At 36.4% G+C, this 25,815-nt stretch carries 22 protein-coding genes and 1 pseudogene; 6 read left to right on the forward strand and 17 right to left on the reverse strand.

From position 1 onward, the window contains the following. Window positions 1–30: 30 nt before the first annotated feature. Genes LZP85_RS18885 through LZP85_RS18895 form a run of 3 tightly spaced genes read right to left on the reverse strand, consistent with a single transcriptional unit; the run spans window position 31 to window position 4,294 of the window. On the reverse strand, window positions 31–1,305 hold the full coding sequence (locus tag LZP85_RS18885; protein WP_061786068.1) for an ABC transporter substrate-binding protein: 1,275 nt from the start codon (window positions 1,303–1,305) through the stop codon (window positions 31–33). A gap of 24 nt (window positions 1,306–1,329) precedes the next feature. Beyond that, entirely contained in the window at window positions 1,330–2,502 is a 1,173-nt protein-coding gene (locus tag LZP85_RS18890; RefSeq protein WP_025910432.1) for a response regulator transcription factor, read from the reverse strand. Between the two features lie 55 nt (window positions 2,503–2,557). Next, window positions 2,558–4,294, reverse strand: coding sequence for a cache domain-containing sensor histidine kinase (locus tag LZP85_RS18895; RefSeq protein ID WP_234561872.1), 1,737 nt, complete (start codon window positions 4,292–4,294; stop codon window positions 2,558–2,560). 634 nt (window positions 4,295–4,928) lie between these two features. Between LZP85_RS18895 and ahpC the strand changes: the two genes are divergently transcribed. Both ahpC and ahpF read left to right on the forward strand, forming a co-directional pair. Beyond that, window positions 4,929–5,492, forward strand: coding sequence for an alkyl hydroperoxide reductase subunit C (gene ahpC, locus LZP85_RS18900; RefSeq protein WP_061786066.1), 564 nt, complete (start codon window positions 4,929–4,931; stop codon window positions 5,490–5,492). A gap of 13 nt (window positions 5,493–5,505) precedes the next feature. Continuing rightward, window positions 5,506–7,035: an alkyl hydroperoxide reductase subunit F gene (ahpF, locus tag LZP85_RS18905; RefSeq protein ID WP_062687029.1), complete on the forward strand. Its 1,530-nt coding sequence runs from the start codon at window positions 5,506–5,508 to the stop codon at window positions 7,033–7,035. 66 nt (window positions 7,036–7,101) lie between these two features. Here the strand turns inward: ahpF and LZP85_RS18910 are convergent, their stop codons facing one another. The 10 genes from LZP85_RS18910 to yeiL form a co-directional block, all read right to left on the reverse strand. Beyond that, window positions 7,102–8,601, reverse strand: a complete 1,500-nt coding sequence (locus LZP85_RS18910; RefSeq protein WP_226639130.1) for a tripartite tricarboxylate transporter permease — start codon at window positions 8,599–8,601, stop codon at window positions 7,102–7,104. Window positions 8,602–8,627: 26 nt separating this feature from the next. Further along, a complete protein-coding gene (locus tag LZP85_RS18915; protein WP_062687025.1) occupies window positions 8,628–9,086 on the reverse strand; it encodes a tripartite tricarboxylate transporter TctB family protein in 459 nt (152 codons plus the stop codon). A 13-nt stretch (window positions 9,087–9,099) separates the two neighbouring features. Continuing rightward, on the reverse strand, window positions 9,100–10,047 hold the full coding sequence (locus tag LZP85_RS18920) for a tripartite tricarboxylate transporter substrate binding protein (protein WP_090752837.1): 948 nt from the start codon (window positions 10,045–10,047) through the stop codon (window positions 9,100–9,102). Between the two features lie 213 nt (window positions 10,048–10,260). Beyond that, window positions 10,261–10,941, reverse strand: a complete 681-nt coding sequence (locus LZP85_RS18925) for a response regulator (RefSeq protein ID WP_062687023.1) — start codon at window positions 10,939–10,941, stop codon at window positions 10,261–10,263. Window position 10,942: 1 nt separating this feature from the next. Beyond that, on the reverse strand, window positions 10,943–12,529 hold the full coding sequence (locus LZP85_RS18930; protein WP_234561874.1) for an ATP-binding protein: 1,587 nt from the start codon (window positions 12,527–12,529) through the stop codon (window positions 10,943–10,945). Between the two features lie 126 nt (window positions 12,530–12,655). Further along, the gene (locus LZP85_RS18935; RefSeq protein ID WP_407681853.1) at window positions 12,656–13,990 is read right to left on the reverse strand and encodes a 2-hydroxycarboxylate transporter family protein; all 1,335 of its coding nucleotides are present in this window, start codon (window positions 13,988–13,990) and stop codon (window positions 12,656–12,658) included. Window positions 13,991–14,190: 200 nt separating this feature from the next. Next, the gene (locus LZP85_RS18940; protein ID WP_061786064.1) at window positions 14,191–15,021 is read right to left on the reverse strand and encodes a MetQ/NlpA family ABC transporter substrate-binding protein; all 831 of its coding nucleotides are present in this window, start codon (window positions 15,019–15,021) and stop codon (window positions 14,191–14,193) included. A 16-nt stretch (window positions 15,022–15,037) separates the two neighbouring features. Further along, window positions 15,038–15,700 (reverse strand): methionine ABC transporter permease, encoded by a 663-nt coding sequence (locus tag LZP85_RS18945; protein ID WP_119542658.1) that lies wholly within the window; start codon window positions 15,698–15,700, stop codon window positions 15,038–15,040. Further along, on the reverse strand, window positions 15,693–16,442 hold the full coding sequence (locus LZP85_RS18950; protein ID WP_025910440.1) for a methionine ABC transporter ATP-binding protein: 750 nt from the start codon (window positions 16,440–16,442) through the stop codon (window positions 15,693–15,695). Before LZP85_RS18950 ends, LZP85_RS18945 begins: the two co-directional genes overlap by 8 nt. A gap of 141 nt (window positions 16,443–16,583) precedes the next feature. Continuing rightward, window positions 16,584–17,261, reverse strand: a complete 678-nt coding sequence (gene yeiL, locus LZP85_RS18955) for a transcriptional regulator YeiL (protein ID WP_226639125.1) — start codon at window positions 17,259–17,261, stop codon at window positions 16,584–16,586. 81 nt (window positions 17,262–17,342) lie between these two features. Between yeiL and LZP85_RS18960 the strand changes: the two genes are divergently transcribed. Further along, window positions 17,343–18,515, forward strand: a complete 1,173-nt coding sequence (locus tag LZP85_RS18960) for an MFS transporter (RefSeq protein ID WP_226639123.1) — start codon at window positions 17,343–17,345, stop codon at window positions 18,513–18,515. 330 nt (window positions 18,516–18,845) lie between these two features. Here LZP85_RS18960 and LZP85_RS18965 read toward each other — a convergent pair. Continuing rightward, window positions 18,846–19,125: pseudogene (locus LZP85_RS18965) on the reverse strand (DUF4317 family protein); the annotation flags it as partial. Window positions 19,126–19,356: 231 nt separating this feature from the next. Here LZP85_RS18965 and LZP85_RS18970 point away from each other — a divergent pair. Genes LZP85_RS18970 through LZP85_RS18980 form a run of 3 tightly spaced genes read left to right on the forward strand, consistent with a single transcriptional unit; the run spans window position 19,357 to window position 23,049 of the window. After that, window positions 19,357–20,832: a spore germination protein gene (locus tag LZP85_RS18970; RefSeq protein WP_226639122.1), complete on the forward strand. Its 1,476-nt coding sequence runs from the start codon at window positions 19,357–19,359 to the stop codon at window positions 20,830–20,832. A 4-nt stretch (window positions 20,833–20,836) separates the two neighbouring features. Beyond that, a complete protein-coding gene (locus LZP85_RS18975) occupies window positions 20,837–21,949 on the forward strand; it encodes a GerAB/ArcD/ProY family transporter (protein WP_226639121.1) in 1,113 nt (370 codons plus the stop codon). Window positions 21,950–21,954: 5 nt separating this feature from the next. Then, entirely contained in the window at window positions 21,955–23,049 is a 1,095-nt protein-coding gene (locus LZP85_RS18980) for a Ger(x)C family spore germination protein (protein WP_234561878.1), read from the forward strand. Window positions 23,050–23,463: 414 nt separating this feature from the next. Here the strand turns inward: LZP85_RS18980 and LZP85_RS18985 are convergent, their stop codons facing one another. From LZP85_RS18985 to LZP85_RS18995, 3 genes are all read right to left on the reverse strand, one after another. Continuing rightward, complete coding sequence (locus LZP85_RS18985; protein ID WP_062686763.1) at window positions 23,464–24,165, reverse strand: hypothetical protein; 702 nt, start codon at window positions 24,163–24,165, stop codon at window positions 23,464–23,466. Between the two features lie 24 nt (window positions 24,166–24,189). Next, window positions 24,190–25,167: a Kiwa anti-phage protein KwaB-like domain-containing protein gene (locus LZP85_RS18990; protein WP_062686764.1), complete on the reverse strand. Its 978-nt coding sequence runs from the start codon at window positions 25,165–25,167 to the stop codon at window positions 24,190–24,192. A gap of 80 nt (window positions 25,168–25,247) precedes the next feature. After that, on the reverse strand, window positions 25,248–25,568 hold the full coding sequence (locus LZP85_RS18995) for a hypothetical protein (protein WP_062686765.1): 321 nt from the start codon (window positions 25,566–25,568) through the stop codon (window positions 25,248–25,250). Between the last annotated feature and the right edge of the window lie 247 nt (window positions 25,569–25,815).

Raw genomic sequence — 25,815 nt, forward strand, 5'->3', positions numbered from 1 at the left:
CTTTCTCAAATTGAAAAAGGACTTCAATGATTATGGCTTGCTATCTTCTCGTAAAACTTCATCTAACTGTCTAAGTGTTTCATCTTTTGAAAGCTCTCGATTTAAGTATCTTTTTAGCGTACGACCTGCTTCTCGCTTAGCAGATGATGAATAAGCAAACCAATTGGAATTATAGGTTTCTTTCGTGTGGTAAACATTCAGTACTTCTTTACTAATGGGACCTATATCATTTGTTTTTATATGCTTAAAAGCTGGAGCAAAGCCAAACCGTTCAGTCATAAATTGCTGACCTTCACTTGATGAAACCATCCAATTTAAGAATTTTTTAGCTTCTCGCTTTTTTATTGAAGATGCTTTTTTATTCACAACCCAGTAGTTTGGAACACCTGTTAAGATTTTGCTGTTGGCTTTATCATTTAATGGAACTGGAAAAATACCAAACGACTTATCGAGAGCTTCCTCATCTAATAGCGGCTGTACCCAGCTTCCCTGCAGTATCATCGCTGCTTCTTCATTTGCTAACATCTCCACTTCAGTATAATAATCTGTTTTCGTTGCAGATTGATTTCCATATTGGAGAGTTAAGTCTAAGAATGATAGCAAATCTTTTGCGATTACGTTTGTCGTAAAGCTTTCTTTCCCTTTTTTCAGCTGATGATTAAATTTTATTGGATCTTGCTGAATTGCAAAAGCAAGGCTAGTTAAGTGATAACCCAACTTCCACTCTTCGTAATAGCCGTTTGCAAAAGGCGTAACACCGATGTTTTTAAGCTTCTCTGCTGCCACTTTTAACTCTGAATACGTGCGAGGAATAGATTGAATACCAGCTTTTTGAAATAGCTCTCTATTATAAACAATTCCAAAACCTTCAATATCCATCGGCATGCCATATACTTTGTCTTCTACCGTAATTGGCTTTAACGTATCAGGATATGCTTTTTCAACCCAAGGCTGGCTACTCAAGTCCTCTAAATAATTAATCCATTCTTTTGTCGCATCATAGCCGATATTTGTAAAGATATCGGGCCCTTGACCTGCAGCAATTTGGGCAATAATATCAGAGAAATCATCTGATGCTCCACCCACCGTTTCGACATGGATTTTGACATTTGGGTTCTGTCTTTCATACTCCTGTACCATTTGTTCAAACTGCGTTGCAATTTCGACTTTAGGATTACGTATAGTTAAGACGACCTGTTCTGTTTCTTTATTTTCCGTTTCAGTTTGAGCGTTTGAAGAACCACAGCTTGTCAACACACTCAGTAAAAGAGAGACAAAAAACAGGTAGCATATTTTTTCTTTCATTTATTCACCCTTGCCTCTCTTAGCCTATATAGATGATTTTTCACTATCTCTTACATTGGCGTATAAAGCCCGGTATTCAAAAGGAGTTAAACCAACTACCTTCTTAAACAGCTTCGAGAAATACTTTTCATCCTGATAACCAAGCATTAACGAAATAGAATGAATGGTTTCAGCCGTTTCTAATAACCACTGTTTCGCTTGTCTTACTCTTAAATTTGTTACATATTTAGATAGCGTCATACCCGTTTCTTTTTTAAATTTCCTTGATATATGTTCTCTTGTTAAAAAAAACATTTTTGATAGTTTCTGGAGGCTAATATCTTCCATATAATAGTCTTCTACATATGCTACTATTTCTTGCATACGCTTCAGTGCTTCTAGCTCATCCACTTGACGAATTGCTCGATATTGATTGCCCTTTAGTGCTGTCAAAAGACCGTTAAACACCTCTGGAATTTGATTAAAGGAAGAGAATGAATCTTGAACCAAACGAATTGGAATTGAAATATTTTCACTTATCCACCGCTCTACATAAACCCATTGATGTTTTGCCGTTAGGACAATGTACAGATTCTCCTCACCCTGAAATGTAAAAGTTGCTCCCATATTCCGCGCTTGTAATTCATTTGAAAGCTCATTAATACAAGGATCAGGTTGATGTCCTTGATAAAAATATAGCAGTGTAAAATCTATGTCTTCCGCTTCTGGAATTATTGAATGTAAAAATGCTGTATCTGTTCCTTCATTTAAACATAAGGACGTCATTAGTTGACTGTGACGAAGTTTTTTAGCCTCGGCTAGTATTTCTTCGTTTTCTTCTTGTTCTGCCTCTAAAGAGTCTACTACTTTTGTTAACACTTGTTGAAAAGCTTCGGGGTCAATTGGTTTCAGCAAGTAATCAAAGCTATTTAATTGAATAGCTTTGCGCATAAATGTATAATCATCATACCCCGTAACAAGTATGACTTTTCCTGTATACGAATGTTGATTTAACCTTTCAATCAGCTGTAAACCACTCATTTTTGGCATTTTAATATCCGTAAAAATCACACCAGGCTTTTCTTTTTCAATTATCTCCAAAGCCTCTATGCCATTAGTAGCTTCTAACACTTCATTGATTCCTACGCTTTCCCATTCTCCTAGTTGGCGCATCACTTTACGAACATTTTTCTCGTCATCAACAATCAACGCTTTCACTATATTTACCTCCCTTAGCAGTCAAATCAATAGCTGTTTTATTCAAATTGAAATTCTACTTATTAATAGGAATTGTCATCATTACCTCAAAGCCTTTTCCCTCTAGGCTATCAATATGAAACGCTGCTTCATGACCAAAATGTAGCAATAGCCGATCATAAATATTCTTCAACCCTATACCTTTTTGTGTAGCACTACGGTTATAAATGGTTTGACGAAGTGAATTCAGCTCAGCTTCTTGAAGGGTTGGACCATAACTTTTCACTGCTAGCTTAATAACTCCCCTTTCTTTTTCACCAATAATTTCTAAACGTGATTCGTCACTATACTTTTCATAGCTATGCTTAAAATAATTTTCAACTAAAGGTTGTAGGAGCATACTCGGAATAAGCTCATTCTCAACTTCTTTATCTACTGAGAATTGAACATCGACCTCTTCACCAAACCGCTCTTTTTGTAGCACCAAATAAGAATGGATATAGTCTAGCTCTTTATCTACTGTTACTAATTGATCTGCTTGCAATGAGTAACGCATCATCTTTGATAAAGAAATGATCAATCCATAAACCCCTTTTGCTCCAGAATCTAAAGCAACAGCGCCTATTGACTGCAAAGCATTGAATAAGAAATGTGGATTCACTTGAGACTTGAGCGCTCTTAGCTGACTTTTCTTTACTTCAATCTCCAACTTATATTCCCGATCAATATGATTGTTAATACGGTGCAGCATTTCTTGCATATGATTTTCTAAATGGCCAATCTCATCTTTGCGAGAAGTTGTAAGCATCACATCCATGTTTCCACCTTCAATGGATCGTACTTTATCACTCAAAACTCTTATTGGCTTTGTGACAATGCGTGAGATTAGAAAAACCATAATTACTCCCAGCACTACCACGCCCAATCCCAACACAACGTTTGTATAAGCCGCTTTTTTAGCATCTTGAAACAAGGCATCTTTAGAAATAATCTTCACTACTCGCCAGTTATTCAGTGGTGCCTGTAAGCTTTCAGTGAGTACAAGCTCTGTTGACTCACTCAATGCTGTAAGCTCCTTTTTACTAATCATTTGTCCCATTTGCTTTGAATCACTGGAATACATTACTTTATAATCTTCGTTAAGTAAGAAAACCGATGTACCATCGTCTCCCTCAAGCTGTTTTACTAATGGAGAGTACGAAGTAATATCAATATCCATTGTTAGAAAGCCAAGAAACTCTTCACTTAAAATGTTTTTAATTTTATGATGCATTGTTACTACCATGGAATCTTCTGTCTTAGGGATAATTGGAACGTTGTCATAATTTTTAGCTTTATGCGGTTCTTCAATCACATAATCTTGCTCTGATTGATAAAGCTGTTTAAATGGAGGGTGCTTGACATAATTACTTTGTGTTTTTGGTGCGCTCAAATTTGATTTATAAACAATCAATGATTCTTTTTCCTTGTGAAAATAAAAGCGGAGCTGCACCAATTCTGGCCTTGTCGCTGAAAATGTTTCAATACTCTTTTCAAAAGATAAAAAATTACTGCTATTTTCTTTTGGCAAGCCCTCATCAAAAACTTGTAGTATATCTGGCATGTTATAAACGGAATACGGCAATGTAATCATTTTTTCAAAGTGTTGCTCAAGATCATTTCCCGCTTCACGTAGCTCTTCACGGCTTTTTTCCAACTCCTTGTTCTCAATGCTACTTTTTGTATTTCCATAAATAATAAACACCGACAGGAAGTATGGTAAGATAATAAATATTACTAGAAGCAGTAATAATCGAACTTGAAAGCTTCTCATTTATTGGCTCCTTTTCTATCTTGTTAAACCACCTGAAAAGCCCTTCCTAAAGCATTTATAGACTATAACAGGGCTTATATTACGTCAATCATACCGAAGTAATACTTACTACCCCTAAAAATATGTAAAATAATGTTTTTTTGGTTTATACTGGTTTTTTTATAAGATTTACTATTTATAATTCATGAATTTTTATACATTTTCTTCTTAAGATATTTTTTTATATAGGTATTTAAACTCAAAAAATGTAATTAGAATATAAATAAAATACCATTTTTATCCTATTTCAAATGACACCGTATACTTTTCTGTTGTCAGCAAAATGAAGCTAATGTAACGGGCTTCAATTATTCTCAATCATCACCTTTTATTTTCATACCTCCTTTCCTCCATTAGATAAAAAAGACACTTATACATTTCCAGTTTATACAATCATATTATTAGATAAAAAACGCACAAGAGTGATAAGATATATGTAGAAACACTGTACAAAACCTTGCTTTTCAAAGGAAATCAGACGATCAGACAACTTTTTTAAAAAACTTGCTATATTTCCTTTGACAAAACAACAGGTTTTATATAATAATGAGTATTGAATTAGAATTATTATAATTTATTGAGGAGGAATTTCGATATGTCATTAATCGGAACTGAAGTAAAACCATTCGTAGCACAAGCTTACCAACAAGGTGAATTCCTTGAGGTTACTGAAGAAAACTTTAAAGGTAAATGGAGCGTAGTTTGCTTCTACCCAGCAGATTTCACTTTCGTATGTCCAACTGAATTAGGTGATTTACAAGACCAATACGCAGCATTAAAAGAATTAGGCGTAGAAGTATATTCAGTTTCTACAGATACACACTTCACACACAAAGCATGGCATGACCATTCAGAAACAATTAACAAAATTGAATACATTATGATTGGTGACCCTTCACAAAAAATCTCGCGTAACTTTGAAGTATTAAACGAAGAAGAAGGTCTTGCTGATCGCGGAACATTTATCATCGATCCAGATGGCATTATCCAAACTATTGAAATCAACGCTGGTGGTATCGGCCGCGACGCAAGCACACTTGTTAACAAAATTAAAGCAGCACAATATGTACGTAAAAACCCAGGTGAAGTTTGCCCAGCTAAATGGCAAGAAGGTTCTGAAACACTAACACCAGGACTTGACCTTGTAGGTAAAATCTAAGGAGTTTGATTACATGTTATTAGATGCAAATATCAAAGCACAGCTAGATCAGTATCTTCAATTATTAGAAAGTGACATTGTGCTAAAAGTAAGCGCGGGAGAAGATAAAGTATCTCGCGACATGCTTTCATTAGTAGATGAACTAGCAACAATGTCATCTCGCATTAAAGTTGAAAAAGCTGAATTAGAGCGTACACCGAGCTTTAGCGTAAATCGTATCGGTGAAGATACAGGTGTAACATTTGCTGGCGTCCCTTTAGGACATGAATTTACTTCATTAGTTCTTGCTTTATTACAAGTAAGTGGACGTGCACCAAAAGTTGATCAAAAAGTGATTGACCAGATTAAGAACATTAAGGGCGAATACAAATTTGAGTCTTATATCAGCTTAAGCTGCCATAACTGCCCAGATGTTGTACAAGCTCTAAACTTAATGAGTATCTTAAACAATGGTATCTCTCACACAATGATTGACGGTGCGGCTTATAAAGAAGAAGTAGAAAGCAAAGATATTATGGCAGTTCCAACTGTTTACCTTAATGGTGAAGAGTTTGGCAGCGGTCGTATGACAATCGAAGAAATTTTAAATAAACTGGGCAGCGGCCCAGATGCAGCAGAGTTTGCTGATAAAGATCCTTACGATGTACTTGTTGTTGGTGGCGGTCCGGCTGGTGCAAGTGCCGCGATTTATGCAGCGCGTAAAGGTATTCGCACGGGTATTGTAGCCGAGCGCTTTGGTGGACAAGTTATGGACACAATGGGCATCGAAAACTTTATTAGCGTTAAGAAAACAGAAGGTCCTAAACTCGTAGCAAGCTTAGAAGAGCATGTTAAAGATTACGGCATTGACGTAATGAATTTAGTACGCGCTCGTAGCTTAAAGAAAAAAGACCTTGTCGAACTTGAGCTGGATAATGGCGCTGTTTTAAAAAGTAAAACAGTCATCCTTTCAACAGGTGCTCGCTGGCGTAATGTTGGTGTACCTGGAGAAGCAGAATTCAAAAACAAAGGTGTAGCTTACTGCCCACACTGCGATGGTCCTTTATTCGAAGGTAAACGCGTAGCCGTTATTGGCGGTGGAAACTCAGGCGTGGAAGCAGCGATTGACCTTGCAGGTATCGTAAATCACGTAACTGTTTTTGAATATATGTCTGAACTGAAAGCCGATGCTGTATTACAAGAGCGCCTAAACAGCCTTCCAAACGTAACTGTCGTGAAAAACGCTCAAACAAAAGAAATTACCGGAACTGATAAAGTAAACGGTATTACTTACATTGATCGTGAGACAGAGGAAGAAAAACACGTTGAATTAGAAGGTGTATTCGTTCAAATAGGCTTAGTACCAAACACTGATTGGTTAGGCGATGATGTAGAACGTACACGTATGGGAGAAATCGTTGTTGATAAGCATGGTGCGACTAACATCCCTGGCGTATTCGCTGCGGGAGACTGCACAGACAGTGCTTATAAACAAATTATTATCTCCATGGGTTCAGGTGCAACAGCAGCTTTAGGTGCTTTTGATTATCTAATCCGTAACTGATTAAAAGTTAACGATTTATCCAATTGAAAGAACCCTTGTCTTTGGACAAGGGTTCTTTTTTTATAGTTACATTTCAATTTGAGTATTTTCTTTTTTACGCTTAGAACGCCCTCTCCATGCTGGCACTATCACTGCTAAGATCGTTAGTACAATCAGTGACATAGCCAATGGACTCGTCAAGAAAATATTCCAGGATCCCCCTGAAATCGTCAACGATTGACGAAGCGAATTTTCCATCATTCCACCTAAAATAAAAGCTAAAATGAATGGTGCTGCTGGAAACACAAAGATTCTCATTAAGTAACCTAGAATTCCAAACAAAACGAGGAGATATAAATCAAACGTGCTGAAACTTACAGCGTACACTCCCACCAAGCTTGAAATAATAACGAGTGAAATTAAAAGTGGACGCGGCACTTTTAATATTTTTACGAAGTATGGTATCAACGGAAGGTTTAAAATTAACAAAAATACGTTTCCGATATACATACTTGCAATAATTCCCCAAAATATAGATGGATTTTCCGTCATGAGTAATGGACCTGGTTGAACACCTAAAACAAGAAATGCGCCCAACATAACAGCAGTTGTACCTGAACCTGGAATTCCTAGGCTTAATAATGGTACAAACGCACCGCTTGTTGCTGCATTATTCGCTGTTTCTGGTGCTGCCAAACCTTTAATAGAGCCCTTCCCAAACTCCTCTGGCTTTTTAGCTAGCTTCTTTTCAGATATATAAGCTACAAACGAAGAAATTGTCGCACCTGCACCCGGTAAAACCCCTAAGATAAAGCCAAGAAAGGATTGTCTCGTCATAGGTCCAGCCATGTCTTTATAGTCTTGCTTACTTAACTTTAAACTACCGATATTATTTAATCCTTTTAGTTTTTGCTTACGGTTTAATATTAAAAAGCAAACTTCAGCTAAAGCAAATACGCCAAGTGCAATAATTAAAAAATCAATTCCATCTAATAAGTTCACGCTGCCAAATGTAAATCTACTCGTACCCGTTTGTGCATCAATTCCAATAGTCACAACCATAAAACCAACAACTGCTGAAATTAACGCTTTAATTGTTGAACCTTCCGATAGGCTAGCAATGGCCGTCAGCCCAAGGAGCATTAGCGCAAAGTATTCTGGAGGACCGAATACGATGGCCACGCTGGCCAGCATCGGTGCGAACATCATCAAGAGCACAACGCTAACAGTACCCCCAATAAATGAACAAATAGCTGAGATGGCTAACGCCTTACCCGCTTTTCCCTGCTGAGACATCGGGTAACCATCGAATGATGCTGCAACGGTTCCTGCTACTCCAGGGGCATTTAATAAAATGGAAGATGTCGATCCACCGTACATCGAACCATAATACACTCCTGCCATCATAACCAGTGCACTTGTTGTATCCATTCCATACGTCACTGGAATCATAATCGCAATTGCACTGATTGGTCCTAGACCTGGAATCATTCCGATAATTGTTCCAATAAAAACACCAATGAAGACAAATAGTATAGCTTCCCAGCTAAAAGCAACTTGAAACCCTTGTACAATTCCTTCAAACATGACTCTCTTCCCCCTTTCTTATCTCATTAAAATGGCAAAATACCTGCGGGTAATCGAATAGCTAAACCATAGTTAAATAAAACATAAGACCCAATCGAAAAAATACAGGCGGTTAAAATATTCGCCACCCAATTTTTATAACCGAGAAATCGAGAGCAGAAAATAATAAAGGCCGTTGTCATAATAACGAAGCCGACTACTTCTAGTACGGTAATATAAGCTAAAATAAGAGCCATAACCCCTAAAAGCATAAATAATTCGTTCCGCTTAATGACGCGCTTTTTCTTTTGTTCTTCTGTATCACTATCTGGACTAAAAAAGAGAACGATAGCTAACACGAATAAGCCAAAGCCGAGCATTTTTGGAATAAGATCTGAATCTACAGGAACAAACGCATACTCAGGTAAATTAAATGCTAAAAATAAATAGACGACTGATAGAGTCATTAATGCTAAACCTAACCCCTTATTAACAGACCACTTCATGCGGTTACCTCCTTTATTTTTTTATAAACCCTAGCTCTTTTAATAAAGTCTCTAGCTCTTTCGATTGTTCATCTAAAAATAATTTAAATTCTTCGCTGTCCATATATTGTTCATCCCAGCCGTACGATTCGCGAACCTTTGCAAAAGATTTTGAATCGGATGCTTTCTTAAAGATTTTTTGATAGTAATCTAATTGTTCTTTTGTCATATTAGGTGGTCCGAAAATACCACGCCATACAATAAACTCAGCGTCAATTCCTTGTTCTTTTCCTGTTGGCAAAGTACCTAAAAACTTATCTCCTTTTAGCCTTTCAGGTGAAGTGATGCCCAAAACTTTCATTTTCCCAGCTCGTGCTTGTTCAGCCGCGTCCAATACGCCGGTTGACACCACATCTACACTACCGTTTAAAACAGCCGTCATCGCTCCACCTTCCTGATCAGAGATATAGCGAATTTTTGTAATATCCACACCCGCTGCATTTGCGAATAACACAAACTGCATATGGTCCATGCTTCCTGGTGATGAGTTTCCAATAACAGTAACTTTTTCTGGCGTTTTTCTCATCTCTTCAAAAAGCTCATCTAAACTGTCCCAACGAGCATCACCGCGCACTGCAAAAGCTCCGTAATCTGCAATTAAATTTGCAATAGGCGTAAAGTCTTTGTAACCATATGGAGACTGTCCATTCAATGCAACAAAGTGTAGAGGAGGTGAACTAATAAACAGATTATGAGGGTCATTTCGCTTATGAATGTATGCCCAACCAACAGCGCCTCCCCCACCTGGCTTATTTACAACGCCAAATCCTTTGTTTGCTAAGTTTTCTTCATCAATTGTACGTGCTAACATACGTGCTGTAGTATCCCATCCTCCACCTGCTGCAGATGGCGCAATAATTTCAATAGATCGGTCTGGCTCCCACTCTCCTTGTTCATTAACTTTTCCTTGTTGAACTGGCATGGAACAACCGGTTAATGCAACTAAGCTTACACTAAGTAAAACTAACCATTTTTTAATCAATGAAAGCGCCTCCTTTTTATTTTTAACTAATTTTACCTACCGAGTTCATTTTTGTAACCGTTTTCTTTTTAAAGTGTATTAAGGTTATTTTGCAAATTAAGTTCATTTTGTTCACAAAAAAAGCTTTCAAAGAGTGAACTCTTTGAAAGCTCCTTATTCGGAATAAACAACATAGTATTTTCGCTCTGGCCTTCCAACAATCCCATATACCAGCTCAGCTTTCACTTCATGAATAGAGATTAGATATTCTAAATATCGTCTTGAAGTAGTGCGAGAAGCGCCTAGAAGTTTGCCAAGTTCTTCTGCTGTAATCCCTTCATTTTGCTGCTTTAATAATTCTCTCACTTTTTCTAAAGTTAACTGATCGATACCTTTTGGAAGATGATTTCCATCTATTTTTTTAGTATTTTTAAACTGAAAAAGTTGGTCTGCCATCGTTTGAGTAATTTTTTGCTGAGAATTTAAGACTCGATTATTTCTGCTTACCTTCTCAATAGCATCAGAAAGACGTTGAAGCTCAATTGGTTTAACTAGATAATCAATGACACCAAGGTTATATGCATCTTTCAATACGCTTATATCAGTTGCAGCTGTAATTAATATCACCTGTACGGTTAAACACTGTTCTTTCAATTGGTGAATCAAGTCAATTCCTATTTGATCAGGTAAATATACGTCTAATAAGATTAAATTAGGCTGCCAACGCTTTACTTCATCTAGAGTTTCTTTCGCTGTTGCAACTGTTTTCACTTCTTTTACTTGCTTTAAGCTTTTTACATACTGACAGTGAATATCTGCTACTCTGTAGTCATCTTCTGCAATTAAAACCTTCATATCATGTCGCTCCTGTTTTTGGTATATGTATATGAATAACAGTTCCGTATGGCTGATTTTTTGATAGATGGATTGTTCCATTGAGTTCATCTAAAGCAGCTTTCACAAGCGCTAATCCAAAACCTCTATGTCTCCCTGCTTTTGTGGTGTACCCTTCGTTGAAAATCATGTTGATATCCGCCTTTTCAATACCGCAACCATTATCTCCTAACTCAATAACTAATTCATCGCCTATATCTGTTAGAAACAAATCGACAAGTGGTTCTGCTTCTTCTGCCACAGCATCAAACGCATTATCAATAATATTTCCTAATATAGTGACTAAAGTTGCCGTCATCTTAATTGGCCAAGTCATCTGAATAAAGCTATCTTCATCAATAATAAAGTCAATCTTCTTTTCAGAAGCTTTAGAAAGCTTGCCAATTAAAACTGCTTGTATAGTCGAATCAGTAATTCGTTCGAATAACACACGCTCATATATTTTTTGTTGGCCAATTTCTTCGTGAATGAATTGCTTGGCCTTTTCACTATACCCCAGCTGCAGCCATCCAGAAATGGCATATAGCTTATTCGTATATTCATGAGTTTGTGCACGCAGGTCTTGAGAATACTGTTGAACCTCCGATAAAGTGTTGACTAGCTCTTGAACACCAGATTTCTCTTGAAAGCTAGCCAATTTGCCCGCGTAACTATCTTTTTCACCAATTATTTTATAATGTACAATCAACGGCTTTTTATCGTAGATTGTCTCATAGTGACCGGTGGCCAGCTGATTAGCGAGCACATGCGAAATTTCCGAATCTCTTAAAACTTTTTGAACCGGTTGGCCAATGATATTCTCTCTAATTCCAAGAATCTTTTTGCCTGAATGATTAATGAGCGTCACATTCCCTTTTTGGTCTGTCGCAATTAACCCTTCATTTAGCGCTTCTAAAATAGCTCCTCTCTCTTTGTACAGCCTAGCGATTTGATAAGGCTCCAGACCAAACGTGTCCCTACGAATACTTTTGGCAAGCATAAAACTCCCCGCAACACCACTAATAAAAATAAAAGCAAGCCAAATAGAAAAAGCAGCAAGCCCTTGCTCAAATAAAGAATCCACATATGATAGCATAAAACCTACTGATACAACGCCAATAATCTGGTTATTTTCATCATAGATAGGTGACTTTCCTCTTACTGACATCCCAAGAGATCCTTTGGCAAATGAAATATAGTTTTCTCCTTCAATAAGAGCTCGTTCATTATCTCCGCCAATCATCTTTTGACCAATCTTCTCTTTATCAGGATGAGTATAACGAACCTCATCTGCATCACCAATTACAATAAACTCTGCGCCTGATTGCTTTCTAATTCGCTCAATGAGTGGCTGAATCATCGTAGCGTTTTCATTTTGCAGAATAACTTCCTTTACGAACGGCATTTCTGAAACAGCAATCGCTGTTGTTAATGCTTGTTCGCCTAGCAATTCGCGCGTCTGTTTTCGTTCAAAGTAAATATATACAATTGCTACCATTAACATAATCATCGTAACTAAAATACAAACCAAGAACATAAATTTACGTTCTAACGGCCAACGAGCCTTCACTTTGCAACGCCCCCTACTATTTTAGTATAACTAGAGATGTAACTGATTGGTAGGTTTAGTTAGAATTATCTGACTTTTATCACATAAAAAAGGAGACCTCTTTAACATAAGGTCTCCTACAATCTTCTACATAAAGAGCGGAATAATTAAGCCTGTCAACAGAAGGATAAGAGCTCCTCCTAACCTAGAAGCAATTTGTGCAAATGGCATGAGCTGCATACGCTTTGATGCTGAAAGAACGGCTACGTCACCAGTTCCCCCCATATTTGCCATACATAAACCCGCACAAATTGCCGATTCAATCGGATAAAAACCAACTAGTCGCCCAAGCAATGCTGCTCCGATTACAGCACCTAACACAACGCCAGCTACTAGTAAGATATACTGAAGGCTTAGCGCTTCTAACACAGCATTTAAATCTGTATACGCTACACCAATTCCAAATAGTAGAGCGAGTGTCCATGTCTTAGCAACAAATTGATACCACTGGCTCGCACCTTCCACAACAATTTCAGGAATTAGGTTGGCAATTTTAGCAACAGCAACAAGGATAATCATCAATGCATACGGATGAAGCGGAATAATTGCACCTAATAAATGGCCACAAGCAAAGAATAGTAGAGCGGCTAATAATCCAATTCCCATTTTCGAAATATCAAACTTTGACTTCTTTTCTTCTATTTTTAAACCTGGAATAAGCTGACCGTTTCCTGACAATGAAGGGACCTTATTACCTAAGCTGTTTAATAGACTCGCAAAAATAATAGCGAATACGTTACCTAATGCTAATGCTGGAACAAGAATTGAAATATAATAGCTTGGAGAGTTTCCAAGTGATTCTGAGTAAACCTGAGCCATCGGAATTGCTCCAGCTCCCATTCCTCCACCTAAAATTGGCAGTGTAATGACTAGAATTGCATCTTGCAGTGAAAAACCAATTAGAACCCCTACTATTCCTGCAATCACCATAGCTCCAATTACTGCACCAAAAATTGGAACAAAGTAGCGAACACCAATTTTAATGAGTACTTTCGAATCCATCCCTAAAATACTACCCGTGATCAAAGCTGCAATATAAAAGTCTAAAAACCCAGCAGTTGTCATAAAATCCGTCACATTTGTTGTTACGGTTTCCGGTAGAATCCCGCTATATACCATATAAGCGGAACCAAATATGGCAACAATAGCTCCTCCACCTAAATAAGATTTAATGATTGGTAAGCGATCTCCAATCCAACCTAAAGCTTCACCGAATACAACCATGACAAGTAAACTTCCAATCATACCAGCAGGTAGATTACCGGTATAAACCGTCACGACTGTGATGGCTAAAAACAAAGCAAACCATAAAATGGGCATGCCCATAATTGCCGGCTGCATATTATTTTGCGAAAGATCATATACTTTTGGCCTTTTATCTAAGGCATCTGACTTTCTCAATGGCTTTTCCATACGCTCCATCCCCTTTTTGTAATCGTTTTCAATTGACTTATAGACATTCTAAATGATTTTTAACGCGCGGTGATAGGTTATGAAACTTATTAAAGTTTTGTAATTAAAAAAATCAAATTGTTTGTCTAATTTTTCTAAATGACAGTAAATAATTGCTGGAATATAAAATAAAAAAGCCATTTGAACAAATATTCAAATGACTTTTTTATTTATTTAAAGGCTGGAATAGCTGTTTCATCGTACTTTTCTTCTAAGAATTTACGAACTTCTGGGCTTGTCATTGCTTCAGCTAGCTTCTTAATTGCATCTGAATCAGCGTTATCTTTGCGCGCTACTAAGGTAATTGCAAAATCATTGTCTACTCCTTCAGTAAGAAGTGCATCACTTTTTGGTGTTAAACCAAGAGGCGCGGCATAAGCTGGCGTCATGACTACCGCATCCGCATCATCATACATTCTCGATAGCATCAGTAAATCAACTTCTTTAAACTTAAGGTTTTTGGGATTCTCTTTAATGTCCGCCTTCGTATAATACGTATCTTTCTTGTCACCTAACTTGATAACATCATGCTGCGCAAGCAAAGAAAGAGAACGATCAATATTAGAAACGTCATTAGCAATGGCCACAGTCGCACCATCAGGTAATTCTTCTACTGACTTATAGTTCTTTGAATATACGCCATAATTTGCAAAATAAATTGGCTCAACGGCTACTAATTCTGCGTTGTTATTACGATTAAATTCTTCCATATAAGGCACGTGTTGAAAGAAGTTTGCATCTACTTCTCTAGCTGCAAGCGCGCTATTGGGCTGTACGTTATCACTCAAGACTTCTACTTGTAAGTCAATGCCTTCTTCCTTTAGCTTTGGCTTTACAAGGTCTAAAATCTCTGTCATTGGTGGTATTAAAGAGGCTACTTTTAACGTAACTTCTTCTCCATCTTGTCCTTGCTTATCTTTATTTTCATTTGTTTCGTTTGCTTGGCCACAACCACTTAGTGCTACAACAAGCACAAGCATAAAAAAGAATAGTTTTTTCATTTTTTTCCTCCATTATTTATCTTTTATCCAACACTCTGGCCACAGTCATTCCAACAAATTGGACGAACTGCACCAACACAATCATAATAATAATCATGTACATCATTAAATCTGTTTTAAATTGTTGATACCCATACCGAATGGCGAAATCACCAATTCCTCCTCCGCCAACAACTCCCATAATAGTCGAATACGAAATAAAGCTAATAATCGATGTCGTCAGTCCAAGGATTAGACCCGAGCGTGCTTCTACATAAACAAACTTAAACATAATTTCTCGAACAGATGCCCCCATCGAAATCGCTGCTTCGATAACACCTTTAGGCACATCTAACAGCGATTGCTCAACAAGACGTGAGTAGTGCGCAATGGCAATAATCGAGAGTGGAATTGTTGCTGCTGCTGTTCCAATTGCTGTCCCGAGGACAAAACGAGTAAACGGTATGAGGAAGACGACCAGTAATAAAAATGGAAACGAGCGAATTGTATTTACCATTAGGTTTAAGATTGAAAATATGAGTTGATTTTCAATCAATTGCCCCTTCCGACAAAGAAATAAAAAAGTACCAACGGGAAGTCCGATGAGAACTGCAGCTAAAATTGAAACACCAACCATCACAAAGGTTTCACCAATAGATTGCCATATTTCAGTTTCATATTGTGCCAAAACTTCAAGCATTGTCTATTTCCTCTCCCTCTGTTAATTGATCTACAAAATATTGTGCCCGATTCTCTTTCATTTGAACACCTTTTGGCTTTGTCGTTACCGTTTGATAGAGAGATCCATTTTCGAGAACGGTGACGCGATTGCATATGCTTTTAATGACTTCCATCTCATGGCTGACAATCACGATGGTCACACCTAAGTGCTGATTAATATCCTCTAATACTTTTAATAGATCAGCTGTAGTATTAGAATCCAGAGATGAGGTCGGCTCATCACAAAGTAACACTTGCGGCTTGTTTGCCAAGGCTCTTGCAATGGCCACACGCTGCTTTTGGCCACCGCTTAGCTGAGCTGGATACTTATCTTTTAGCTCAGCTAAGCCAACAAAGCTTAAGCATTCTAGCACGCGCTTTTTCTGTTCCTCTTTTGGAGATCTTGTTAGCTCTAATGAAACAGCCACGTTATCGTACACTGTCTTATTAGAAATTAGATTAAAGTGTTGAAAGATCATCCCAATCGACTTTCTCGCTTCTCGAAGCTTCTTCCCACTCATCTTTGTTAAGATTTGAGCATTCACTTCTACTTCTCCCTCATCTGGAATTTCAAGTAGGTTCATAAGACGAAGCAACGTTGACTTCCCCGCTCCACTCGCTCCAATAATTCCATGAATCTCACCGCTATTTATCTCTAAAGATAACTCTTTAATCGCCTGAAACTGTGCAAATCTTTTACTTACACGATTTAATTTAATCATGAAAACCCCCTCCTTTCTTTAGTTGAAGGGTGAGAACATTCCTATGAACAGCTGCACTTAAAATAGAAATTATTCACCGCTGTTTATTTTAACATTATTTTATGCGATTTTATGAGGTTTTACTATATATTCAGCTTGAGCTTACATGCTTTTATTCTTAATCGCCTCGGCAAGTTCATATAAAGCATACTGCTCTTTAATTTTATAGGTTCTACCTTCTTTTTGCAGGTATCCTTTCTCACAGAACTGTATCAATACGTGCAACAAGTGGCGATACGAAACACCGAGATAGTCACAAACAATGACGTGCTTTTCTCGGTAAACTCCGTTATCAGCCGTCTGTATAATAAAGTCCGCAAGCCTGTTCTCTAGAGGGAAAGCTAAGCTCTGTGAGTATTTAGCTGCCATTAACGTTGCTTTAACACTCAAAAACTTTGTTAATTCTCGAAGAAACTTAGCGTCTTCAAGCAACCTGGTGCGACATTGGGAGAAAGGCAACACCAAACAAACTGTTTTGGTGGCGGCTTGAATTCCTTTTGTATAGTACACATCGTTTAATAATTCCATTTCACCGATATAATCATGCGCATTGATAAAGTTAAGAAGCGATACTTTCCCGTTTTGATGTGTTACGTATATTTTCGCTTTTCCTTCTGTCACATAAAATAAAAAATCTGGTCTCCTTCCTTCGCGGATAATCCACTCATCGCGCTTATACTCTCGTACCTCAAGAAACTCTTCAATTTCAAAAGAAAACTGATTAGCAATTGAATGCCTTTCTAGATACAACCGCTTTTTTTCACCTTTGTAAATTTCCATCTGCCACCTCAAAACTATGAGATATCTCATAGTAATTATATTTATTCTCATGATATCATGCGATTGATAAGGAGGATACGAATGAATACACAACGGTGGATGAGCACACATTTTTTTAGTTTTTTTCTGACATGGGGAATTTTTCTACCCTATTGGTCGGGCTGGATGATTCAAACAAAAGGAATTAGCGTTTCAGAAGCTAGTTTTATTATGAGTATTGGCTTAGTGGCGAGGGGGATTTCTACACTATTTGCTTTTCCTTATTTATTAGAACGAGTCAGCAATAAAGCGCTTTTAAATATTGCGGGAATTGGCACGTTGATTGGGATTCTTTGTTACATTCCAGCTAATTCGTTTACAAGCTTACTAGTCGTAACCGTCTTTTTGCATATTTTTTACCCAACCTTAATGCCAGCTTTAGATAGCGTCGCTGGTGTTCTTGTACAAAGTAAACAGCTGAAACACTACGGAAAAAGTCGTCAATGGGGATCCATTGGATTTGTGTCTGTAGGTATCCTGTTAACTGTATTTACAGGAATGCTTGGAGATAACGTGATCTTTTGGGCGCTACTGCTTGGGATTAGCTGCTTTGTCGCTCTTAGTTTCACAAGTGCTCCGGACATTTTATCGAAGAAACCACAAATAAACCAAGGTAAAAAGGTAAATATCATAGATTTATTTCGCACCAAACATTTCTTAGTTGTACTTATTATTGTGGTGCTGCTTCAAGCCGCCCATGCTACTTATTACAACTATGGCTATATCTTTTTACAAGAAATCGATGCGCCAATCTATCTAATCGGTGTCATTATCAATATTGCCGTTATTGCTGAGATTATTTTCTTTTCGATTGCAGATAAACGCTTTAGCCGCTTTTCACCAGGGACCTTATTGGCATTGGCTGCAGCTGGCTCTTCTCTGCGATGGGTGTTAGTATTTATTTTTCCAAACATTATTGTCTTTTGTATAGCGCAAACCCTACATGCGTTTTCATTTGCGATGGGGCACTATGCTTTCATGAAATACTTAACAGCAAACATTCCACATACACATATTCCAAAAGCTCAAGGCATGTACTCAGCTTTCGCACTCAGCTGGAGCACAGCTGTATTCACAGTTTTCGGTGGCTTCTTATATGAAATTGAGCCAAGATATGCTTTCATTGGAATGCTTGCGTGTAGCTTACCTGCGATGTGCATTGCGCTTATGTACCGGAAGCTAGAAGTGGAAAAGAAGATTTTATTGTCTGCTTAGATGTTTTGATAATTAAATTTTGATTAAAAGAGTTTGAGTTTGGGACATAACAAAATGATTGCTTCTAAAAGACGAACAATAGATGTTCCCATCTCTTTAGGTTATCTGAACACGTTCGTTCCATTGCGCTACGGCCATTCGCTTTCCGCGGGGAGGAACCTGAGCTTCTTCGCTGCGCTTTGGGATCTCAGTTTTCCACAGGAGCCGAGTGTCCTACGCTCCATTCCACCCTGTTTCCAACATTGTTTTCACAATCAACAAAAAACCTGAACGATTAAAAGTGATAAACTCTCAATCGTTCAGGTATAGTAGGGGCTCCACTACTTATGTCTCAGTGTCTTCTTCCACCACTAACATACTATTGATTTCATCATATACATTGGCGAAGGTATTCGAATTTACTTCATCACCAATCACTGCTTTTATAATTTCTTCAAACACCGCTTTATCTTCCTCGGCAGTCATGATTTCATTGCAGTTCAACACATTTTCGATACGGTTTATTCGCTTTGCTCCCAGCATAAAGGATGTGATTAATGCCTGCGGCGTTGTCCGTAAAGCTAAGGAACAGAAATCCACAAATTCGAGAGACAAGTTTAATAACGGGATTGGCTTGATATAAACGCTATAAATGTCAGCGATTTTCAGTAAATCGTTATCCAACTTAAATTGTTTTCGAATCTCTGCTATATCTTTGTTATTCATCTCTAATTTTAACTCCCTGGCTAGTAAGATTCGTGTTTTGTATATTTTAAAATTAAATTGCTAATAATGTGTACGAATATGGAGTTTTTAAGTACGAATAGAAATGTTTTTTCTCAATAAGAGGGGTGAGATGTACATGTTTTGGAAAAAAAAACAGATTGAAAGTAAGCTTGCTGCTCAATCAATAGCTGAATCTGAATTATCGATAGAAGCTCTGAAAAAAAGCCTCGTTCAAATGGATGATGCAGAATTTGTAGAAATTGACATTTCCGATATTCGAAAAATTCATCTTGTTTACATACGAACTCTCATTGACGAAGAAAAATTAAATGAAAGCATTATAAAACCTTTAACTAATTGTTCCAAACCGTCTATTCAAGATTGCATTATGAATTCCTCAATTATTCCCATTTCTATTTTTATAGAGGCAAAAAAACAGTTGTTTTCAGGGTCCATTTTGTTATTTGATTCTTCGCAAAACCTTTGGTTAGCTGTGCCATTAAAAAATCCTATTGGACGTGCCATTGAAACGTCCGAAACAGAAACCATCATGTTCGGAGCAAAAGACAGCTTTAGTGAACAAGTAGAACAAAATATTACGCTTATTCGAAGACGACTCCCCATACATGAACTGAAAACAGAGAAGTTTACTGTCGGTTCTATGAGTGAGACAAGTGTTGTTTTAATGTACATAGAGGGGCTGACTAATCCAGAGTTTGTTTCAACAGTCAAAGAGAAGATTTCTGAAATTAATTTTGATCTCTTCTTTGACTCCTCTCAAGTTGCGGCATTCATGGAGGACCATCAAAACAGTATTTTCCCTCAGTTTCAGCAAACTGACCGGCCTGATGTAGTTGCTTATTCTCTGGGATTAGGAAAGATCACCCTTCTGGTAGACAATACACCATTTGCTCTTGTTGCACCCATTACTTTTTTCCATTTGTTCCAATCACCCGAGGACTATATTAATCGATGGGTAGTTGCCAGTTTTTTGCGCATCATCCGTTATCTCTGTTTTATTCTGTCAATCACATTGATTCCTTTCTATGTGGCGTTGACAACTCATCACTATCAAATGATTCCTCTACAAATGCTTATGGTCTTGGTCGACTCAAGGAGCAAGCTTCCTTTCACTCCTTTTTGGGAAGCATTTATCATGTTAATTTTTATTGAAATCATAAAAGAAGCAAGTTTAAGGATGCCTACAAAAACAGGTCAAACACTTGGGGTTATTGGTGGTATTGTGATTGGTCAAGCGGCTGTTGAGGCTGGATTCGCTAGCAAAGTATTAATTGTCCTGGTTGGAATCTCGACGATCGCTTCCTTTCTTATTCCCAACTACCTTATGACAAAAGCAAATTCATTAATTCAATTGATGCTTCTTGTTTTTTCTTCTTTACTTGGGATAATTGGGATTACACTAGGAAGTATTGCTATTTTAGCCCATCTTAATAGCTTGTCTTCAATCAGGCAACCCTATTTTTCACCAGTTTCCCCTTTCTTTAGAAAGGATTGGATTGACTTATTTATTCGAGGACCATTAGTTAAAATGTTGGAGCGTCCAAAGCATCTTAAACCTCTAAAACTGAAGAGATATAAAACTAGGAGATGACTTGATGGAAACCCACCAATTATTTAAAAAGAATGAAACCTATAATGGGCTCTATGCCATGTTGTTGGTAAATCGCCTCCAAATGCTATACTTTTTTCTGATTATGCCAAATATCTTGATCAATCCATATATGATTTGGGTGCTTATAGCTGTCGGGATATTATCCCAACTAAACCTTCTTCTTTTATCGAAGTGGCTTTTAACCCGTTTATCTAGCAATGGATATAATGGATTTGTCCAATTGTTTGGAAAAAAATTGGTGCGATTTCTCTCTTTCATCGGGTTGTTCTTTATTCTACTTAAACTTTCCGTCATAACATTAGGATTCAGTGAAATTGTTCAAACATTTATGCTTCCATCAACAGATACAAATTTTCTTGTCTTTTTTATTTTGTTGTTCTGTTTTTATGTCGCAGGTAAGGGCGTTGAACATACCATTCGTTTTGTGTTAATTTCTTTTTTCTTTACATTTTGGATAATCACATTTTTCATTTTTTTATTCTTTCCTCCAATAGCTCAACTCAGTGATTTGTATCCACTTATTCCAATGGAGTGGAAAGTAGAAAATTGGAAAGCTTTTTTTTTAATTTTGTCTTCCTATTCTGGTCCGGAATTTCTGGTATTTTTGGGACCATGGCTTAAAACAAACAATAAAACCTTTCGCTATTTGTCTTACGGCAACGCTCTCACCATTGTAGAGTATGTATTCCTATTTATAGCATCCCTACTTTATTTCGGTTCCAATTATTTAAGTAAAAGTCAATATCCAATTATTGATATGGCCCGTTATTTTCAAAACCCAGTGTTTGAACGAATTGATATGATCATGCTTTCCTTTGAATTATTTAACCTAGTTTTTGCAGTTTCTCTATTTCTACTATTGTTTTATGGAGCATCTAAAATAGCTTTTAATACAATGAGCAAGCCGTCCAGTGGAAAAGGTTTGTTATTCAGTGTATTCCTTATTTTTATCGGAATGATTCTTATAAATGAATTATTTTGGAAGTCTTGGGAGAAGCAGAACTCTTTACTTAATCTTCAAATTATAACTGGAAGCATAAGCTATTTTCTAGTTCCACTTGTTATTGTTTTAGTAATGAAAAAAAGAGGGGGTTAAAAAACATGCGTCTACATAAAAAGATATGTAAAAGATTGATACTCCTTTTTATGACTTTTTGGTTATCTGGCTGTGCCCCTTTTACCGAAAATAACCTTATTGAAGAAATTTCCCCCATTACCTTTTTGTCAATTAGTAAGGGGGATAAAGGGAAATTAAAAGTCAGTACAATTTTGCCTCCTCTAAGTAAAGAAAATAAGATTGTTATGTCGCAAGAAGTCGGCTTATTAAAGGAGGATGTACAGAAGTACAACTTAAACTTCTACCAGGAAATTAAATCCGGACAAATGCGGATGCTGGTAATTAGTGATGAACTTGGAAAAGACGGGATTATGTCCATTATAAATGTATTATTGACTGATCCGGATATTCCTTTGAGAATCTATTTAGTTATCGTAAAAGGAAATTTTGAAGAATACTTGGAAAGTCAATTGGGCAAAGATAAAAACTTTGATTACTCGTTTTACCGAATGCTGAAGCATTATGAGGAAAAAAACCAAGGAGAATTAACTGTCGTTAATCTTCATCAATTTAAAAATTTGCTCTATACTCCTTATTCAGATCCTTTCTTGCCTGTATTCAAAATAAAAGAGGATGGGGTCAACTATGAAGGTACAGCCTTGTTTCAAGATGACAAGCTAGTTAAAACTATTTCATCTTTAGATGATCGTATCTTCCAGCTGATAAACAACGATCACTACTTAGAAGTTTTACCGATTCAAGAATTTGAAGTTGTACTGGGTCATGTTAGATCTAAAATAAAAGTAGATATCGATAGCAGCTATTCTACAATGACTTATACCGTGAATATAGACACTAGGGTTGAGGAATACCGGGGAGAGAAGCAATTATTTGACCCAAAGGAGTTAGAAAATATGAAAAAAGATATCGAAATCTATCTTGAAAAACAAACACATGAACTAGTTAAAAAGATGCAAGAATTGAAAGTGGATCCATTACAGCTTGGCAAACAAACAAAAAGACCATTCTCAAAACCAATGGAAGAAAAAAAATGGATTGAAATGTTTGAGAAGATGGATATTAAAATAAAATACAATATTAACATCGATCCTTTGACCGATGCAAATTCAAAAAGGTAAAACCTTTAATTTTTCCTATCGAATAACTCATAACGCAAACAAAATGCCCTAGAATCTAACGATTCTAGGGCATTTTGTTTACAATCTATCGCTTTGTGTGATATCTGTCATAATTATACAATAACACAAGCAAGCGTTGTGGTCGAAAATTTGGGAAATGACCATAATTTCATCACATCCGCCTGGCTTTGCTCCAAAAATGTCTGCGGCTTTTCTTTTACCGTTTGTTTGCTACCAATAATCGATGAGCCTAATTGTTGCTAGAGAGCATTTAAGTAAATCTGTCTTTTTAGATGAGTAAAATACTCTCAATTGAATCTGGTTAAAAACTCCAATTATATAAATAGGTGTTATTCATATTATAAAGCTTATAAAAACATTTCTTTACTTATGGTACGGTTCTCCGTGATGTATCTAAATGAGGTTTTTTATCGTTGTATTAATAAATTCTATAGCCTTAAATAAGTAATCATTCATTTGCTCATTCCATAGGGCTAAGAATACCAAGAAACTTCCTAGAAAAATAACAACCTTTTTATATGAAAGCCGGCTTTTGGAATCATCCACAAACATTACAGCACCAGGAGATAAATTTCTCGTATATATGGTAGAATTTAGCGGGACATCTTTTCCTTTTTCTGATACTACAATTAGATTTTCACCATTTTCACCTTGTGTAATATTAATATCATAGAATAAACTTAATATCGGATTGATATGGTAAAGGTTATTATGCATATAAAGATATCCTATTACTAGAAAAAGCACTATAAATGCAAATATCGTTGGGATATTAAAGTCTCCGTCGCTGTTAGTAATATTTGAGTTAAATGAAATAAAAGGAATTATATAAGTTACTATATAATTTAAAGCTTCACTGCCCTTACTATTTATCATGACTAATTTAATTCGAAAATTAGGACTTGCCTTTAATGGTTTCTCTAAATATAATTTTAAAGTTAAAAGAGTGATTGACATAATCAACCAAATAAATAGACACAATACAAGGTTATTTATGTTCATTAGGAACAAGATAATAAATAGAGGCAAGTAAGAACTTAAGAAAAGCATATACCTAAATACTCTATTAATCATAAATTCTACTTTATCCCCCATGATATTATCCTCTCTCCTCATAAGTTAGCCTATGTTTATTCTTTGGTTAGCAAATATCCTTGTCTCACTTACTAATGTTTCTGCTGCCTCATCATTAATAATCCTTATTATTTGGTCCACTGACTTATAACTATTTTCTTCATCGATGCTAATTGTTTCCTTTTCTGAATCCAAACTAAAAAATAGACCTTCATGTATTGCTTCCTTGACCTTCTTAAAAGTCTCAAACGTAACATTCTCAAACTTACTCGCAGAACTTATCGTAAAGAGCTTCTTCTTAAAGTTCTTATTCCTGTTACAATGAGACTCTAAAACAAGAAAGTTATCTATTAAGCCGCTCCCATTAATACTTCCTAAGATAGCCTCGGAGTGCATGTTTATATGTTCTTCGTACTTAAATAAGCGTTCAAAGAAAAAGCCATGCGTTACAAAAATCTCATCATCAATACTAAATGCACAACATTTTTCATTTAACTCTAGGTGTGATACTTCTACTTTTTGAAGCAGGTCACCATCTTCATTTCCAAAACTATATAAGCTTTTTTTCGGCTTATAGAAGTTAGATTTTGAAAGTGTCGAAAATATTTGAACATGGAATTCTTTTGTTGTGTTATTATTTGTTACAATCACATCAATAACGTATCCCTTCATAGAGCTTGAAGACTCTTCGAAAACCTTCTTAGTAAGTCCAGTAGAGTTATCTTCTATGATGAGTTGCTCAATATCTAGAAAGTTCGGTACTTCACCTTTCTTCAAACACGAAACACTTTCATTACCATCTGGTGATGTATTATTGTGATATTCGAACAATTGAGCATCAATAGCATTTTCTAGATTCTTACAAATGATTGTCCTTAAATCTTCATGGGTGGACATATTCAGCTTATATAATTTAAAAGGTTCCTCTTCATCTGAAAGTAGAAATGCTGACAAACCATTAATTGAATAGTTTTCAGTACAATTAACGAAAATATCTTGTAAAACCTTAAAGTTAGTTTCCATACAATAACCTCGTTCAAAGTAGTTTAGTGATTCATATTTACTATTTTATCACAATCTTCTTTAAACGAAGGCTCTTGAATTTAAAAGTTCAATGCATAATGGAGTTGGATATCTTGAAAATTCTGTATTCCAATTCTCTTAATATAGATATTTTCTAAATGTATTCCATCAATAAACTCCAACTCTATTTCTGATGTTTTTTTGAATAACATATCGAGCTCCTTTTCATTTTCAATAACCACCATGGCTTGATACGTTGGTAACTTAAATTCTTGAATCTCTTCTCCATTACTTAGATACTCGAATAGACTGGAAAACTCACTGCGTAAGTAGTTTACCATTTCATTTGGTAAATCACCTGCAAGGTTATTAAGGTCCTTTAAGCAATAAATCATTTTCATTAACGATAACTCCTTGAAGGACTCTGTGTAAGCTCTGATACTATACAAGCTACGATTCCAACGACTGTTCCCATTAAAAAGTATTGCATTATTATTCCCCCTTTATTTTTTCAGATTAGTGTTCTTCTTCACATATACGTAAATAGATACGCCAAACGCCACGCCTGCTTTGAATAGGTCAATTGGTGTCATGAACTCACCTCCTTTACCAGAAAATCAAACACGTAAAAAGAGACGAAAACTCTTA

Origin of the sequence: Priestia flexa (genome assembly GCF_021441905.1) — a bacterium.
GTDB lineage: Bacteria > Bacillota > Bacilli > Bacillales > Bacillaceae_H > Priestia > Priestia flexa.